This is a genomic window from Nocardiopsis sp. NPDC055824 (assembly GCF_053616335.1).
In genome coordinates this window covers 1-16,292 of sequence record NZ_JBSHDN010000153.1, presented here as the reverse complement: position 1 = coordinate 16,292, position 16,292 = coordinate 1, and the positions used below count along the sequence as shown (strand labels likewise).

Below are 16,292 nucleotides of genomic sequence, written 5' to 3'. Positions count from 1 at the left end.
GACCGGTACGGTCGCGGGGGCGTGGTCGTCGGGCCGGCGGGGGAGAGGACCCGTGAGGGGTCCTACTCCGCGCGCCAGCCGCCCTGCCGGGCGGACAGGTTGAGGGCGGTGGTCACCAGGGGCACGTGGCTGAACGCCTGCGGGAAGTTCCCGACCTGGCGTCCGGCCCGCGGGTCCCACTCCTCGGCGAGCAGGCCCACGTCGTTGCGCAGGGACAGCAGCCGCTCGAACAGCTCGCGGGCCTCGTCCTGGCGGCCGATCGCCAGCAGGGCGTTGGCCATCCAGAAGCTGCACGCCAGGAACGCGCCCTCGTCGCCCGGCAGCTGGTCGGCGGAGCTGTCCAGGTCGGTGCGGTAGCGGAGCACGAACCCGTCGACCATGAGGTCCTGGCGGACTGCCTCGATGGTGCCGACGACGCGCGGGTCGTCGTAGGGGAGGAACCCGACCTCGGGGATGAGGAGCAGGGCGGCGTCGAGCTCCTTGCTCCCGTAGTACTGGGTGAAGGTGTTGCGCTGGGGGTCGTAGCCGTACTCGCACACCTCGGCGTGGATGGTGTCGCGCAGGGCCCTCCACCGCTCGATGGGGCCCTCCTTGCCGAACTCCTCGATGCTGCGCACCGCCCGGTCGGCCGCCACCCACGCCATCACCTTGGAGTGCACGAAGTGCTGGCGGGGTCCGCGCACCTCCCACAGCCCCTCGTCGGGCTCGTCCCAGCACCACTCCAGGTAGTTGACCAGGGAGCGCTGCAACCCCCAGAGGTAGTCGCCGCCGCGGATGTTGTGGCGGCGGGCCAGGTGCAGCACGTCCATGACCTCGCCGTACACGTCCAGCTGGTACTGGCCGACGGCGGCGTTGCCCACGCGGACCGGGCGCGAGGCCTCGTAGCCGGGCAGCCAGTCGGCCTCCCACTCGGTGAGGCGGCGCTCGCCCCGGATGCCGTACATGATCTGCATGAGCTGGGGCTCGCCCGCGACCGCCCGCACCAGCCACTCGCGCCAGGCCAGGGCCTCGTCCTTGTACCCGGAGCGGATCATCGCCTCCAGGGTGATGGTGGCGTCGCGCAGCCAGCAGTAGCGGTAGTCCCAGTTGCGGACCCCGCCGATCTCCTCGGGCAGGGACGTGGTGGGGGCGGCGACGATGCCGCCGGTGGGCCGGTAGGTGAGGGCCTTGAGCACGATGAGGGAGCGGATGACCGCCTCCCGGTAGGGGCCCTCGTACGTGCACTGGTTGACCCACTTCTCCCAGAACCGCTCGGTCCGGGAGAGCGCCTTCTCGGCGTCCAGGTGGTCGGACTCCTCCACCTGGGAGGGGTGCCAGGTCATCACGAACGGCACGCGCTGGCCCGCGGTGACGTCGAAGGTGGCGTCGTGGGTGAAGTTGTGGCCCTGGAGCTCGACGGGCGTGCTCAGCCAGATGGCCTCGGGGCCCGCGATCGCGACGAGTTCGGCGCCGGTGCGGTGCACCCACGGCACGACGTGGCCGTAGTCGAAGCGGATGCGCATGGAGGTCTCCATGCGCACCGACCCGCGCAGCCCCTCGACGATGCGGACGATGTGGGGGGCGCCGCCGCGGGGAGGCATGAAGTCGATGACCCGCACCGAACCGGTGGCGGTGTCCCACTCGGACTCCAGGATGAGGGTGTCGCCCCGGTAGCGCCGGCGGGTGGCCCGGGGTTCGCCGTCGGCGGGCCTCAGGGTCCAGCTCCCGTTCTGGTCGTCGCCCAGGAGGGCGGCGAAACAGGCCGAGGAGTCGAAGTCGGGCAGACACGCCCAGTCGATCGAACCGTCACGCCCGACCAGCGCGGCGGTCTGCATGTCGCCGATCATTGCGTAGTCTTCAATCCAGCCGGGCACGCGGCTCACCCCCATCACGTCGTCCTGGTTGCTGCGGTCGGCGCCGATGACTCGCGGGGGTCTGCCGCACCATCGCGGACGGTTTCGCGCACGATCGCGTGCGCGCCCCTCCGGGGTCCCTCCCCCCGCCCGCCAACGGGTGGGAACCCGCTGGTGGGACAGGGCGCCGTTCGGGTCACGCGCGTCCTCCGGCCGGCCCGTCCTCTGCCCTCGTACCCGGGTATGTGCCCAGGTAAGGGCAGCCGAAAAGGCCGGTCGCCGAGGAACCGTGCCGAAGACGGTCCTTCCGTTCACCGCGGTCCCATCTTCCTCCCTCCGCCGGGCCCGCGCTACCCGCAAGTGCACGTGCATCTGGAGGTGCAGCGAAGTATGTGGGGTATTGGGGGAATTTGGTGAGCAGAAGTTATGACGCGGTGATCAACGACCGGTGACGAAATGGCTAAGACCCCTGTGGGACCGGGGTTTCGGGTGTCTCGTCCGGCATGCGGAGCAGTGGTAGGAACAGTTGCGCGAGGGGACCGATCGCCACCGCGAAGACCACGGTTCCCACCCCCACCGTGCCCCCCAGGAGCACCCCGGTCACCACGACCGACACCTCGATCACGGTGCGCGCCAGCCGCACCGACCACCCCCGCGCGGCCAGTCCGGTCATGAGCCCGTCCCGCGGGCCCGGACCGAGCCCGGCCCCGATGTAGCACCCCGTCGCGATCGCGCACACCAGCACCCCGAGCACCAGCAGCCCGACCCGCGCCATCAGGGAGTCGGTTCCGGGCAGCAGCCACAGGAACAGGTCCACCGTCATGCCGACCACGACCACGTTGCTCAGCGTGCCCAGGCCGGGCTTCTGCCGCAGGGGGATCCACAACAGCATCAGCAGGGCGCCCACCAGCACGCTCCACGTGCCGATGGACAGGCCCGTCTGGCGGGCCAGGCCCTGGTGCAGCACGTCCCAGGGCATGGAGCCGAGCTCGGAGTGGACCAGCAGCGCACCGCTCAGGCCGTAGAGGGTCAGTCCCGCGTACAGCCGGACCAGGCGGCGCAGCCGGGGGCGCGGAAGGACCGGGGTGATCATCACCCGGCCGAGCAGGCCGGCTGCCGTCGGGCGGACGGGGTGCTGTTCTGCGGTCACTGGGGTTCCTGCCCTTCGGTCGGGGACGCGCTCCCGGCGCGGTGCGGACCGCGCGGGTCCCGGCGGCGCCGGGACCGCCCTGGGGAACGCATTCCTGGGATCATCGGATGAAGCGCCGCGGGGTGAGGCGGCGCAGGAGCGGGGCACGGCGGCAGGCCGCCGGGCGCCCGCGGCTCGACCCCCACCGGCTCGTCCGGACCGGGAGCCATAAGGGGATCCACCTCGATATCGTGGCGGAGGTGGCGCTGGAAATGAAGTGCCAATCCAGTCAACTGGCCCGTTTCGCGACGCGGGGGAAGACGGGGGAACGGCATGGCGAGGCAGAGCGGCCGCCGCCTGGAGCGCACCAGCGGCGGGAGCGGCACCCGGCGGATCAACGGCCGGCTCCTGGCGCGCCTCATCGGAGAGGCCCCCGTCGAACGCCCCTACTACCTCGCCATCTCCCGGGCCGTCAGCGCGCTCGTCCTGGACGGCAGGGTCCCCACCAACACCCGTCTGCCCGCCGAACGCGACCTCGCCGCCGCCCTCGGCGTCAGCCGCAACACCATCACCGCCGCCTACGCGTGGCTGCGCGACAACCGCTTCCTGGAGAGCCGGCAGGGCGCGGGCAGCTGGACCGTCCTCCCCGACGCGGCCACCGGCGAACCCTCGCCCTTCTCGCACGCCTCCGAGCACATCGACCTCGGCGTGGCCGCTCCGCCCGCGGTGGAGGGCCTGCGCGCCGCCGCACTCCAGGCCGCCGAGCAGCTCTCCGCGCACGTCGGCGGACTCGGCTACTACCCCTACGGCCTCCCCGAGCTGAGGCATGCCATCGCCCGCCGCTACGTGGAGCGCGGCCTGCCCACCACCCCGGAGCAGATCTTCGTCACCAACGGCGCCCAGCAGGGCATCGCCCTGATCATGGACCTGCTGGTCCAGCCCGGCGACGAGGTGCTGGTGGAGTCGCCGACCTACCCGCACGCGCTGGACGCCGCCCGCCGCACCGGCGCGCGCGTGCGCACCGTCGGGGTGACCCCCCAGGGGTGGGACATGGAGTACCTCACCGACGCGTTCCGCCAGTGGAGGCCCGAGCTGGCCTACCTCATCCCCGACTTCCAGAACCCCACCGGCGCCCTGATGGACGACGACGAGCGCCGGGTGGTGGTGCGCGAGGCGCGCAGGGCCGGCACCCACCTGATCGTCGACGAGTCGGTCTGCGAGCTGGCCATCGACTCCGGGGACCTGCCCGCCCCGGTGGCCGCCCACGACACGGACGGGCGGGTCCTGACCGTGGGGTCGGTGGCCAAGCTGCTGTGGGGCGGCCTGCGGGTCGGATGGGTGCGGACCACGCCGCCCATGGTCGCCAGGCTGATGGCCACCCGCCAGCGCTTCGACCTGGCCGGGGCGGTCCTGGACCAGCTCACCGCCACCCACCTGCTCGCCGACGTGATGCGCGTCCGGGCCGAGCGCAGCCGCCAGCTGCGCCGCAACCGCGACGCGCTGCTGCACGCGCTGCGCGAGCGGCTGCCCGACTGGCGTTCCAGCGTGCCCGGCGGAGGGCTGGTTCTGTGGACGACCCTGCCCCACCCCGTCGCGGGAGCGCTGTCCGCGGCCGCCGTCCGGCACGGGGTGCACCCGGCGGCCGGCCCGGTGTTCGGCGCGGACGGCACCCTGGAGCGCTACCTGCGCCTGGCCTACACCCAGCCGCCGGACGTCCTCGCCGACGCGGTCGACCGGCTGGCCACCGCCTACTCCGAGACCCTCGCCCACCCCCTCCAGCCCCGCGGCCAGCTGTACGTGTAGCCGTCGGGGCCCTCCGGCGGCCCGGGCGGCCGTTCGCCTCTCCTGGAGCGATCCCCGTCGGCCCGAGGCCCCCGTCCGTCCCCGTCGGACCCCCGTGGGCGGGAACCCTCCGCGCCCGCCGCCCCGGGCGGGGCCGTGGGCGCGCCCCGGAAAAGCGGTGGCGGGGGCGCTGTTCGCGGCCGCCGCGCTGCTGTGCGCGATCGCGGCGCCGCGGTTCCGCGCCGGGGAGCGGGAGCAGCGGGCGCGGGAGCAGGGCGGGGACGCCCCCGGGCCCTAGAGGGTGACGTTCGCGACCGCGAACCGCTGGGCGAAGCGGACGACCTCGGCCATCACCTCGTCCCGGTTGGTCTCGTTGAACACCTCGTGCCGCGCGCCGGGGAAGATCCGGGCGGTGAAGTCCTCGCCCGCGATCGCCTCGATGCCGACCCTGGTGTCGGCCACCGGCACCAGGCGGTCCTCGGACCCGTGCACCCACAGGAGCGGCAGCGACCCCAGGCTCCCGGATCTGACGCCCCACTCCAGCTCGGCCAGCAGGGCGTCGACGGTCTCCCGCTTGAACGGGCCGTGCCACACCAGCTCGTCGGCCGCGTACGCCTCGCCCACGGCGGGGTCGCGCGAGAGCGTGGCCGGGTCGATGGGGGCCTCGGGGATACGCTCGGCGGCGGCGACCTGCTCCAGGGCGGTCCAGCGGCCGAGGACGGGGCCGGAGAGCACCAGCGCCTGGAGCGCCTCGGGGTGGACCTGCGCGTAGCGCGACGCGACCAGTCCGCCCATCGAGTGGCCGATCAGGACCAGCGGCAGCGTCCGGTAGGCGGTGCGCGCCTGCGTGATCAGGCGGTGCACGTCCTCCACCACGCCCGCGTAGTCGTCGATCAGGACCCGCTCCCCGGACGACAGCCCGTGGCCCCGGTGGTCGGCCCCGTAGACGACGGCGCCGGCCGCGACCAGGTCGGCGGCGACCTGGTGGTACCGGCCCAGGTGCTCGCCGTAGCCGTGGACCAGCACGGCCAGCCACGTCGGCTCGCCCTCGGTCGGCGCCCAGGCCCTCGCCGCCAGCTTCCCGGACCCGTCGGGTCCGCCCGCCAGGGCCCACTCGCGTGTGGTGATCACCGTGTCCTGCCTCCTCGCCCGTGTCGTCGTCCGCCGCGGCCGGCCCCGGCCGCGGCGACGGGTGCCGCCGGGACGCTCTCTGGGATGGTCACCCTAAGGGGCTGCGGAGCCCGTGTACACGAGGCCGGAGCGGGCAGGCGGGGCGGGCCGCCGGGCCCGAGGAATCCCGGATGTCCCGGGCCGCGGGCCTGCGGGGCCGGGCCCGTACCTGTGCGATCGCCCTACCAGCCGCTTCAACTTCGTGTTCGACAACGAAATGCGTCATAGGGTGTGATCAGGATGTCCGGTAATGAAAGGGATCTTCTACGCTGATCTCTGCCGAACCCCGCGGGCGGGTATAGCCCACAAGACAAGCCCGATGACTCGGACTGGAGAGGGTGGGGCCCGTGCTGGCCGATTCCTATGGGCGACTGGCGACCGACCTGCGTGTGTCGCTCACCGATCGCTGCAACCTCCGATGCACCTACTGCATGCCCCCCGAGGGCCTGGAGTGGCTGCCCAAACCGGACCTGCTCACCGACGACGAACTCCTCCGACTCATCGGGATCGGGGTGACGCGGCTCGGCATCACCGAGGTCCGCTTCACCGGCGGCGAACCCCTGCTCCGGCGCGGGCTGCCCGGCCTCGTCGCGGGCACCACCGCCCTCGCCCCCCGACCCCGGACCGCCCTCACCACCAACGGCATCGGCCTCGCCCGCATGGCTCCCGCCCTCGCCGAGGCCGGCCTCGACCGGGTCAACGTCTCCCTCGACACCCTCGACCCCGAGGTGTTCGAGACCCTCGCCCGCCGGCGCAGGCTCGACGACGTCCTCGACGGACTGGCGGGCGCCGCCCGGGCCGGGCTCACCCCGGTCAAGGTCAACACCGTCCTCATGCGCGACATCAACGACGCCGAGGCCGCCGGCCTCCTGCGCTACTGCGTCGAACGCGGCTACGAGCTGCGGTTCATCGAGCAGATGCCGCTCGACGCCCAGCACGGATGGCGGCGCGACAACATGATCACGGCCGAGGAGATCCTGGGCCGTCTCGAGGCGGAGTTCACGCTGGAGCCCGCCGACGGCGACACCCGCGGCAGCGCCCCCGCGGAGCTCTTCCACGTGCGCGGGGTCCGCTTCCCCAACGGCGAACCGGCCACCGTCGGAGTCATCGGCTCGGTCACCAGGCCCTTCTGCGGCGCCTGCGACCGGGTCCGGCTCACCGCCGACGGACAGATCCGCAACTGCCTCTTCGCGCGAGAGGAGTCCGACCTGCGCTCCCTGCTGCGCGGCGGCGCCACCGACGACGAGATCGCCGAGCGCTGGATCGCGGCCGTCTCCGCCAAGCTGCCCGGACACGGCATCAACGACCCCAGCTTCCTCCAGCCGTCCCGCCCCATGTCGGCCATCGGCGGCTGACCGCCCACCTCCCGGTCCCGAGCCCCGTCCGAAAACCCGTTGCCGCCGCGCCCCCGTTCTGGCTTGATGTCCGGGGGCACGGCCACGTGCCCGGACCGACGACGCACAGGCCAGATCTGGAAAGGGAGGTGGCCTGACCATGCCCTACACCGAAGTTCCCGGTGATCGCGTTCCCATCCGTATGTGGGCCGCGCCCGACGGGGTCGAGGCCGCGGCGATGGAACAGCTGCGCAACGTCACCCGCATGCCCTGGGTGCACGGACTCGCCGTCATGCCCGACGTCCACTACGGCAAGGGCGCCACGGTCGGCTCGGTCATCGCCATGCGCGACGCCGTCAGCCCCGCCGCCGTCGGCGTCGACATCGGCTGCGGGATGACCGCCGTGCGCACCGACCTGACCGCCGAGCGCCTGCCCGACGACCTCGGGCGGCTCCGCTCCGCCCTGGAGGCGGCCGTCCCCGTCGGGTTCCACGCCCACGACGAACCGGTCGACCCCGCCACCGTCCCCACCGTGCGGGAGACCGACTGGACCGGGTTCTGGAAGGGGTTCGACGACCTGGCCCCCGCGGTGCGCCCCCGCCGGACCCGCGCCCGGCGCCAGATGGGCACGCTGGGCGGCGGGAACCACTTCCTGGAGGTGTGCCTGGACGACGACGGGGCCGTGTGGCTGGTGCTCCACTCCGGGTCGCGCAACATCGGCAAGGAACTGGCCTCCCACCACATCGAGCAGGCCCAGGCGCTGCCGCACAACCAGGACCTGCCCGACCGGGACCTGGCGGTGTTCGTCACCGGGACCCCGGAGATGGACGCCTACCGCCGGGACCTGTTCTGGGCCCAGGACTACGCGCGCCGCAACCGCGACGTCATGATGGGCCTGGCCTGCCGGACCCTGGTCGAGCAGATCCCCGGCACCCGCTTCGAGCAGTGGATCTCCTGCCACCACAACTACGTCGCGGAGGAGACCTACGACGGGGTGGACGTCCTCGTGACCCGCAAGGGCGCCATCCGCGCGGGCTCCGGCGACCTGGGGATCATCCCGGGGAGCATGGCCACGGGCACGTACATCGTCCGCGGGCTCGGCAACCCGGCCTCCTTCAACTCCGCGTCGCACGGCGCGGGCCGCAGGATGAGCCGGAACAAGGCCCGCAAGACCTTCACCGAGGCCGACCTGGTCGAGCAGACCCGGGGCGTGGAGTGCCGCAAGGACCGGGGCGTGGTCGACGAGATCCCGGCCGCCTACAAGGACCTGGAGTCGGTCATCGCGGCCCAGACCGACCTGGTCGAGGTGGTCGCCCACCTGCGCCAGGTGGTCTGCGTCAAGGGCTGACCCGCGGGCCCCTCCTCGCCGGAGGGGCCCGTCGTGGTCCATCCTGGGGGCATGGACACCCCGAGCACACGGAGCACGCCGCCGCGCCAGGACCGCCCCGGGGCGCTCGACGCGGTGATCCTCGCCGGGGGCGGAGGGCGCCGCATGGGCGGCGTCGACAAGCCCGGGCTGGCCGTGGCCGGGCGCACGCTGCTGGAGCGCGTGGCCGACGCGGTCCGCGCCCACGGCGCGGCCGCGGCGGGGACGGGGACCGACACCCGCCTGGTCGTGGTCGGCCCGCACAGGGAGAGCCCCCGCGCGCTCTACGTGCGCGAGGACCCGCCGGGCTCGGGGCCGGTGCCCGCCCTGCGCGCCGGGATCGCCCACGTGCGCTCCGGCTGGTTCGCCCTGCTCGCCGCCGACCTGCCCCACCTGGCCCCGGAGCACCTGGACGCCCTGGCGGGAGCCGCGGTCCGGGCCGGGGCCGGAGCCGTGTTCGTGGACCCCGCGGGCCGGGAGCAGTGGCTCACCGGCGTGTGGCGCACCGACGCCGTCCGCGACGCCCTCGCCGGCTACACGGGCCGATCGCTGTACGGGCTGCTCGGCCCCCTGGAACCGCGCCCGGTCCCCGCCGACGACCTCGCCGCGGCCGACTGCGACACCCCCGAGGACCTCGCCCGGGCCCGCGGGCTCCTGGAGCCGCCGGCCCCCTGACGCGGCAGCCCGCGCCCGGGCCGCGCCCCCGCCCACCAGCACGGCTTGCCGGATCCGGCCGCGGTGGTCCATCATGAGCGCCATGACGATCAGGAAGGGCGGATCCCGCCCGGGCCGTTGAGCCCCACCGCGCCGACGTACGGGTCGGCCGACCACCTCCTCCGCTCCCTCCGGGACCAGGCCGCGTCCCCGCGCATGCGGACCCTCGCGCTCTACGCCCGCGACCACGCGGGCACACCCCACCTCGCCGGAATCCTCCGGCAGCTCGAAACCGACGGCCACGGCCGCCTCGCCGTGCACATGGCCACGGCCGCGCGCGACACCGCCGCCGTCGCCCGCCACCTCGCCGGACCCGACCACGCGCTCCGCCGCGCCGCGCTGCGCGCCGTCCGCGAGTTCCCGCTCCCCGACGAGGCCGTCCCGCCCGTGCTGACGGACGCCCCCACGGGTCTGCGCCGCGCCCTCTACCGCACCCTCTTCCACGCCCGCCGCACCTCCGTCGCGGACCTCCTCCTGCCCCGCGTCCGCGCCGACCACGGCGACGCCGAGGCCGCCGCGCTCCTGCCCGCCTGCTCATCCGCACAGGTGGCCCGCCACCTGCCCGACCTCCGCCACGCGGTCCGCTCCTGGACCCGCCTGGCCCGGCGCCACCCGGACATCCTCCTGGAACTCCTCTCCGGCGTCCGGGACGACCTCCGGGAGCACGGCGGCCACCTCCACAGCGTGTTCCCCGACTGGCGGCGCCTCTGCCGGGCGCTCGACCCGGTCCGCCCCGCCGAGCTCGGCGGCCTCGCGAAGGACCTCGGCCCGCGCGTCGCACTCCGCTCCGGGGCCTTCCCGCACACCCTGCGCGCGCTGCCGGCGGACCCCGGCCGCAGACAGTACCCGCAGCGCTTCCCCGCGCTGCCCGACGGAAGCCGCGACGTCCGGGTCCTGTACAGGGAGATGCGCCGCCGCCCCCCGGTGGCGCTGGCGGTCCTGCGGTCCATGCCCCCGGCGGTGCGCGGCGAGCACGTCGACGCGTTCACCGACACGGGCCACGACCGCGGCGGGTTCGCGCTCCTGCCCTTCCTCGGGCTGCTCCCCCGCGACCGGGCCGAGGCCGGGGCGCGCGTCCTGCTGGAGCGGCTCACCGCCTTCCAGGCCCGACGCCCCGGGCACTCCGACCCCCACGGCGACCTGGACGCCGTCGCCCACCTGCCCTACGGCGAGGCGGCCGCACCGCTGGAGGAGGCGGCCTCGGCCGGGGACGCCGACCGCCGCGCCCGGGGGCTGGCCCGGCTGGTGGAGGCCACCGCGCGCACCGGGGACCCGGGCCTCCTCGCACGGGTCCTCGCGGAGCGGGTCGACCGGTCCCGCTCGGAACGCGATCCGGTCCGCCGCGCCCTGCTGGTCGCACTGGCCGCCGTCCCGCCGGGGCTGCTGGTCGGCGACGAGCCGCACGGGCGCGCCGCACCGGACGGGGAGGCCGACGGACCCGGCGTGCGCACGGCCACCTCCCTTCCCGCCCTGCGCGGGCTGCTCGCCGACACACTCCGGACCCGCGACACCTCACCGCCCACGCGGCGCGCGCTGCGCGACCTGGCCGCCCGCCTGCTCCGCCACCCGGACACACGCGGGGTCCCGGAAGCGGTCGGATGGGCGCTGGACGCCTATGCCGGCCTCGTCGCGCGCTTCGGCGCGGACGGGCTCGGCGAACCGGGACGCCCCCGGTCCGGTCCGCCGTGGTGGGCCGGCGGGGCGCGGGCGGACCGCGTGCCCCGCGCCCCCGAACCCTTCCTCGACCAGGTGATGCCCCGGGGATCGGAACAGGACCTGTACCGGAGGCTCGCACCGGTGCTCCGGGCCGCCCGCGCCCGGGGCGACTCCGCGCCCGCGGTCGCCCTGGCCCGGGAACTCGGCCGCCGCGCCCGTTCGCTCCCCGGCCTGGGGGACCAGCTGGTGGCCGCGATCCGCCACGACCCGTCCGGCGCCACCGCCGCCGAGGCGGCGGACCTGTACCTGGCCGGGCCGGACCTCCGGGCCGGCGCCCTGGCGCTGTTCCGGTCCGACCACGCCACCGCGCTGGTCCCGCGCGTGTGGGACGTCCTCTCCCGCCACCACGCCCCCGGGATCGTCCACGCCGCCCTCGGCGCGGCCGAGGCCCGCCGCGCGGCGGCCGCCGCGGACACGGGAGGCCGGGGCGCACCGGGCCCGGGCACGGGTCCCGGAACGGCAGACGCGGCCTCCGCCCCCGCCGGACCGGGGCACAGGGCCAGGGCGCACAAGCCCCACGGCACCGCGCTCCCCCTGCCCGGGGACGGCGCCGGCGCCGGTGCGCCCGCGGACCGCGCGGTCCGCGCCCGCGAACTCGACACCCGCCCGTCCGTCCCCGCGTTCACGGATCCCGCGGCCGGCCTCTTTCGGCCCGGCGCCCGCACGCCCGCCTGGGTGCCCCGCATCGACGCCCGGACGGCCCGCGACTGGCCGGTGGACCTCCGGGACCGCGTCGCCGCGTACCTGGAGGGGCTCGTCGGCGATCCCTCCCTCGCGCTCGACGAGCGCGAGGCCGCGCTGTCCGGCCTGGGCCGCCTGCCCGGGACGACCGACCGCGTCGCCCGCTTCCTGGACGGCCCGGACATCGTCCTGCGGGAGGCCGCCGCCGGGGCGCTCGGCCACGGCGACAGGCCCGAGCGCGCCCTGCGCCTGGTGCTGGCCCACGCCGACGGCCCGCAGTCGCGGGCCGCCGCGCCCGCGATGTCGCGCTGTGCCCTGGCGGTCGCGCCCTCCCTGCTGGGCCCGGTCCTGGGGCGGGCGCTGGAGGGCCCGGCCAAGGTCACCGTCCGCAAGGCGGCGGCGCGGCTGCTCGCACACCACCGGCCGCCGGGAGCCGTCGACATCCTCGCCCGTGCCCTGGACGCGGAGGGGTTGCACCGGGACGTGCGCGCCGCCGTGGCGGGCTCGCTGATGCGCGCCCTGGACCACCCGGCCGCGCTTCCCGCGCTGACCGCGAACGTCCGGGGGTTCACGGAGGTGGAGGTCCAGTTCTCCCTGCTCCAGGTGTCCCCGATGCACTGCCCGCCCGCAAGCCGGGAGGCCGTCGCCGCCGTGGTGGCCGCGCTGCCCGACCCGGGCCGCGACCACTGGCGGCTCGGCGGGTGGGCCGGCCGCTGGGCGCCCTGGACCGAGTACGACCTCGACGACGCCGTGGAGGCCCTGTGCGACCCGGACAGCCCCGTCGACCAGGCGTTCCGCGTCTTCCACGCACTCCTGGGCAGGGGCAGGGGACGCGACCGGATCGCGGAGGCGCTCTCCCGGCTGCTGGCCTCCGTCCCCGGGCCGGGTGAGGGCGTTCCCGTGCGGCGGCCGGACGGCGGGTCCGGTGGTGGGCCCCACAAGCGGGTGCTCCGCCTGGTGGACCTCCTGTGCGACGAGGCGGTGCGGGCCCCGGCGGGCGACGACCCCGTCCTGCGCCGGCAGGTGTGCTCGGCGCTCGACCTGCTTGCGGCCAGGGACGAGTACGGGCCCGAGGCGGTGCGGCTCGTGCAGGCGATGATCACCCGGGAGGTCTCACGGGCGGACGGCGACCCGGACCCGGGTGCGCTCGGCGGACTGTTCCTGCGCGCCGCGGCGATCCTGTCCCGGCACGCGCTCCTTCCCGAGGAGGACGCCGAGGGCGTGGTCGACACCGTGGCCCCGCGCTTCGGGCGCGACCCGGTCCCGCGGGAGACGCTGGCCTCGGTGGCGCGGCACGTGTTCGGGGCCGCGGCACGGACCGCGGGGCCGGCGGGGGAGGCGATGGGCCTGATCGGCCTCGGCATCGTGGAGCGGGCGGGGCGCGCCGACGGCTGGCCCGCCCCCTGGCCCGGACTGCTCTCCCGGGCAGGGGAGCTCGGCCACGCACCGGTGCGCCTGGCCGCCTGGCGGCTGGCCGTGGAGTGAGCCCTCCGGGGCGGGACCGGCGGTGTGGGGCCGGTCCCGCCCCGGGTGACGCGGGCGGGTCCGGACCGGGGAGAACGCGGTCCGGCCCCGTCTCAGCCCTCGAACTCCGCCATGGGGACGCACTCACGCAGGAACCCGCGCACCTGCAGGAAGCCGGACAGGTACTCGCGGTGCTCGTCGCAGGCCAGCCACACCTTGCGGCGGTCCGGGGTGTGCAGCTTGGGGTTGTTCCACACGAGCGCCCACGCGGCCTCGGCGCGGCAGTCGCGCCTGGAGCACCGCGTCGGGGCGGCGGAACCGGTATTACCCAATGGTGACCCCCAGGGAGCGAAACGGCTGCCCCGGTCAAGCCGGGGCCACGATCGGGTCGGTGCACCGATCGAATGCGAACAAAAGGCGACGCCGGGTGGTTACGGGGGCAAACCACCCGGCGTCGCACGCGATGTTCCAACGGGGGCTCGGAACATCGCTCCCGCGCTTCGACGGGGGACCGAAGCGCTAGTCCCAATGTACACCGACGCCCCCCGGTGTACATCAAGAGTCAGTTACGACGTTGTCTCGGGAGAGTCCCGCCGGGCGCGTGTCCTCGGCCCCAGCTCAGGACTTTCCTGGCACGTCGTCCAGGGAAAAGGCCGCTTTCCGGGCGGGAGTCCACACCACCCCGGTCACGTGCGTCCCACGCGTGTACAAAGCATTCCCCGGTCGGGGGTAAAGCGCCCCGGAGGCGCTCCGACCTCGGAACGAGCCGGTCGAGAGGCGTCCTGTGTGGCTCCTGGGGAATCAGGGGAGGCAGTGAAACGGGGGTCGCGCCGTGCGCGACCGCGCAACCGACTACCCAGGGGGTCCCACATGTCCCACCACACCTACCGCGTCACGGAGATCGTCGGCACCTCCCCGCAGGGGATCGACCAGGCCATCCGCAACGGCGTCGACCGCGCCTCGGCCACGCTGCGCGGCCTGGACTGGTTCGAGGTCACCGAGATCCGCGGGCACATCGAGGAGGACGGCGTCGCCCACTTCCAGGTGGGGCTCAAGGTGGGGTTCCGGCTGGAGGACTGACGCCGGGGGACCCGCACGCGCCGACGGCCGGGCCCGGTCTGCCGGGCCCGGCCGTCGGCCGCCCGTCAGCCGCCCGGGGACTCGCTGCCCCGCTGGACGTCCACGTGGACGTGGTCCAGGTGCCGCAGGATCTCGTTGTCCGGGTCCGCCTCGTAGTCCCGCCATCCCAGCGACGGGTAGTAGGTGCTCCAGATGCGGTCGTCGAAGATGATCACGTCGACGGCGTAGTCCGGCGCGTGCGCGATCAGCCAGTGCGCCATCACCCAGCCCTCGCGCCGGTTGTCCTCGTCGACCGGCCGGTAGAAGACGTCGATCGCCCGGCCCTCGTAGTGGGCGGACCCCTCGCCGTGCCCCGTGTCGTAGCCGCCCGGGTAGTAGCCGCCGAGGCTGAGGTCGGAGAAGTGCTCCTCCATCCCGTCCTTGAGCTCCTCTGCCCGCGGGGTCAGGCCGGAGGGCTCCAGGTCCTCCTGGACCCGCAGGTCGGGGTCCTTGACGGACCGGCAGGTCAGCGAGGGGCCCGCGTCCTCCTCCGGGCCCTCCTCCAGGACCGTCATGACGGCGTCCGGGATGTCGTCGGTGCCGGGGGCCTCGACGGGGGCGGAGTCGCCCTGCGCGGAGACGGCGGCGGCCGTGGTCGCCCGCCGGGCCTGGTCCCGGTCCAGGCGCACCTGGTCCTCGCCGGTCCACACCGAGCACTCCGGGCCCCACGGCGTCGACACGGGGAAGACGTCGGTGTTGCGGGCCAGCCAGCGGGCGCCGACGACCGCCACGAGGCCGAGGACGGCCAGGATCGCCACGGCGGCCAGGAGCCCGTGCCAGCGGCGCCCGGGCCGCGCGCTTCTGTGTGTCATGCCCTTCCGCCCCTCCGTGTTCGTGCCCGGCGGCGTGCGGGTGCCGCCGACGCGCGTTCAAGAGTGGTCAGTCTCCGAATATTCCATCAGATTTCAGGCACTAGGGACATATTGCCCAGATCAGTTCCCGTCTACCGCCGCGCCGCACCGGCGGTCACCGGATCGACCAGAGGACGAACACGCCCCCCAGGACCAGGGTCAGCGCCCAGATCCGGTCCATGGTCACCCCCTTCCAGCGCAGGGCGTGCACCCCCAGGAAGTCGTAGGCGATCAGGGCCGCGACCCCCGAGGCGAACAGCATCGCCGCCGTGTGCACCCCCGTCGCGGCGAGCCCCGTCAGGGTCGCGTCCCACAGGGACCACCCCCCGTCGGGCGCGCCGGGCGCCGCTCCCGCCGGGGCCGCCTGCGAGGCGGGGTCCGGCGCCGTCCCCCCGTGCCCCGCGTGGCCGCCCCCCTCCGCGTGCGAGAGGCGGCCGGCCAGGACCGGCATGAGCATGAGCCCCGCCCCGTGCGCGGACGACATCAGGAACGACCAGGCGGCCACCTGCCACAGGGGGAGGCGCACCTCCCGCCAGTGGAAGTGCCGGCGCGACAGCAGCATCAGCAGCCCCACGAGGACGATCACGGACCCGCCCACCACGGGGAACAGCACCGAGGCGGTCACCGAACCGGTGACGGTGACGGCGACCGCGGCGACGGCGACGCTCCCCGCGTGCCCGGCCGCGACCGAGGGGAGGGAGCGGAGCACCTCGGAGCGGCCCCCCTCCTGGAGGCCGCGGGACACGGCCAGCAGCCAGCCCATGCCCGGGTGGAGGCCGTGGAAGGCGCCCAGCGCGACGAGGGTCCAGAGCTGCGCGGTGGTCACCGCGTCAGAGTCACACGGCCCGGACGGGGCGGCAACGCCCCCCGGTGCAGCTGACCGACTCCGGTCAGTCACGGTTGCGCGGGGCCGCGGAGGGGCAGCGGGGACGTCTTCCGAGCTCCCCGCCGGGCGGGCCGGCGGGCGGTGGTGTCCTCGGAGGCCGTGGACGCAGGAGCGGGGCGGGGACCGCGCGCCGCCTCCGGCCGTGCGGGCGCCCGGACGCCCGGGGGCGTAGGGCGGGCCGCGGAGGGGCCGTGCGCGGTCGGCGGGCCCGGACGCCGCAAGCCCCGGGACGCGACGGCGCCCGGGGC

12 protein-coding genes are annotated in these 16,292 nt (G+C 75.1%); 6 read left to right on the top strand and 6 right to left on the bottom strand.

All coding sequences use genetic code 11. The annotated features are described in order from the left end of the window. Nucleotides 1-62: 62 nt before the first annotated feature. Together ACWGL3_RS24080 and yczE are read right to left on the bottom strand one after the other, a co-directional pair. Nucleotides 63-1,868, bottom strand: coding sequence for a glycoside hydrolase family 15 protein (locus tag ACWGL3_RS24080; protein WP_452461821.1), 1,806 nt, complete (start codon nucleotides 1,866-1,868; stop codon nucleotides 63-65). Between the two features lie 424 nt (nucleotides 1,869-2,292). Continuing rightward, nucleotides 2,293-2,925, bottom strand: coding sequence for a membrane protein YczE (gene yczE, locus ACWGL3_RS24075; RefSeq protein ID WP_378553816.1), 633 nt, complete (start codon nucleotides 2,923-2,925; stop codon nucleotides 2,293-2,295). 369 nt (nucleotides 2,926-3,294) lie between these two features. Here yczE and yczR point away from each other — a divergent pair, with 369 nt between their 5' ends. Next, nucleotides 3,295-4,764, top strand: a complete 1,470-nt coding sequence (yczR, locus tag ACWGL3_RS24070; protein WP_267945403.1) for a MocR-like transcription factor YczR — start codon at nucleotides 3,295-3,297, stop codon at nucleotides 4,762-4,764. A gap of 273 nt (nucleotides 4,765-5,037) precedes the next feature. Here yczR and ACWGL3_RS24065 read toward each other — a convergent pair whose 3' ends face one another. Then, nucleotides 5,038-5,874: an alpha/beta hydrolase gene (locus tag ACWGL3_RS24065; protein WP_452461820.1), complete on the bottom strand. Its 837-nt coding sequence runs from the start codon at nucleotides 5,872-5,874 to the stop codon at nucleotides 5,038-5,040. A gap of 386 nt (nucleotides 5,875-6,260) precedes the next feature. Here ACWGL3_RS24065 and moaA point away from each other — a divergent pair, with 386 nt between their 5' ends. The 4 genes from moaA (at nucleotide 6,261) to ACWGL3_RS24045 (ending at nucleotide 13,209) form a co-directional block, all read left to right on the top strand. Beyond that, nucleotides 6,261-7,268 (top strand): GTP 3',8-cyclase MoaA, encoded by a 1,008-nt coding sequence (moaA, locus tag ACWGL3_RS24060; RefSeq protein ID WP_267945401.1) that lies wholly within the window; start codon nucleotides 6,261-6,263, stop codon nucleotides 7,266-7,268. A gap of 139 nt (nucleotides 7,269-7,407) precedes the next feature. Beyond that, nucleotides 7,408-8,595: an RtcB family protein gene (locus ACWGL3_RS24055; RefSeq protein WP_267945400.1), complete on the top strand. Its 1,188-nt coding sequence runs from the start codon at nucleotides 7,408-7,410 to the stop codon at nucleotides 8,593-8,595. 51 nt (nucleotides 8,596-8,646) lie between these two features. After that, on the top strand, nucleotides 8,647-9,288 hold the full coding sequence (gene mobA / locus ACWGL3_RS24050; RefSeq protein WP_452461819.1) for a molybdenum cofactor guanylyltransferase: 642 nt from the start codon (nucleotides 8,647-8,649) through the stop codon (nucleotides 9,286-9,288). A 117-nt stretch (nucleotides 9,289-9,405) separates the two neighbouring features. Then, complete coding sequence (locus ACWGL3_RS24045) at nucleotides 9,406-13,209, top strand: HEAT repeat domain-containing protein (protein WP_452461818.1); 3,804 nt, start codon at nucleotides 9,406-9,408, stop codon at nucleotides 13,207-13,209. A 92-nt stretch (nucleotides 13,210-13,301) separates the two neighbouring features. Here ACWGL3_RS24045 and ACWGL3_RS24040 read toward each other — a convergent pair whose 3' ends face one another. Next, on the bottom strand, nucleotides 13,302-13,520 hold the full coding sequence (locus ACWGL3_RS24040; protein ID WP_452461817.1) for a hypothetical protein: 219 nt from the start codon (nucleotides 13,518-13,520) through the stop codon (nucleotides 13,302-13,304). A gap of 538 nt (nucleotides 13,521-14,058) precedes the next feature. Here ACWGL3_RS24040 and ACWGL3_RS24035 point away from each other — a divergent pair. Beyond that, nucleotides 14,059-14,268, top strand: coding sequence for a dodecin (locus tag ACWGL3_RS24035; RefSeq protein WP_267945396.1), 210 nt, complete (start codon nucleotides 14,059-14,061; stop codon nucleotides 14,266-14,268). Between the two features lie 65 nt (nucleotides 14,269-14,333). Here the strand turns inward: ACWGL3_RS24035 and ACWGL3_RS24030 are convergent, their stop codons facing one another. Further along, the gene (locus ACWGL3_RS24030) at nucleotides 14,334-15,119 is read right to left on the bottom strand and encodes a hypothetical protein (RefSeq protein ID WP_452461816.1); all 786 of its coding nucleotides are present in this window, start codon (nucleotides 15,117-15,119) and stop codon (nucleotides 14,334-14,336) included. A 154-nt stretch (nucleotides 15,120-15,273) separates the two neighbouring features. Further along, complete coding sequence (locus tag ACWGL3_RS24025; protein WP_452461815.1) at nucleotides 15,274-15,984, bottom strand: cell wall anchor protein; 711 nt, start codon at nucleotides 15,982-15,984, stop codon at nucleotides 15,274-15,276. Between the last annotated feature and the right edge of the window lie 308 nt (nucleotides 15,985-16,292).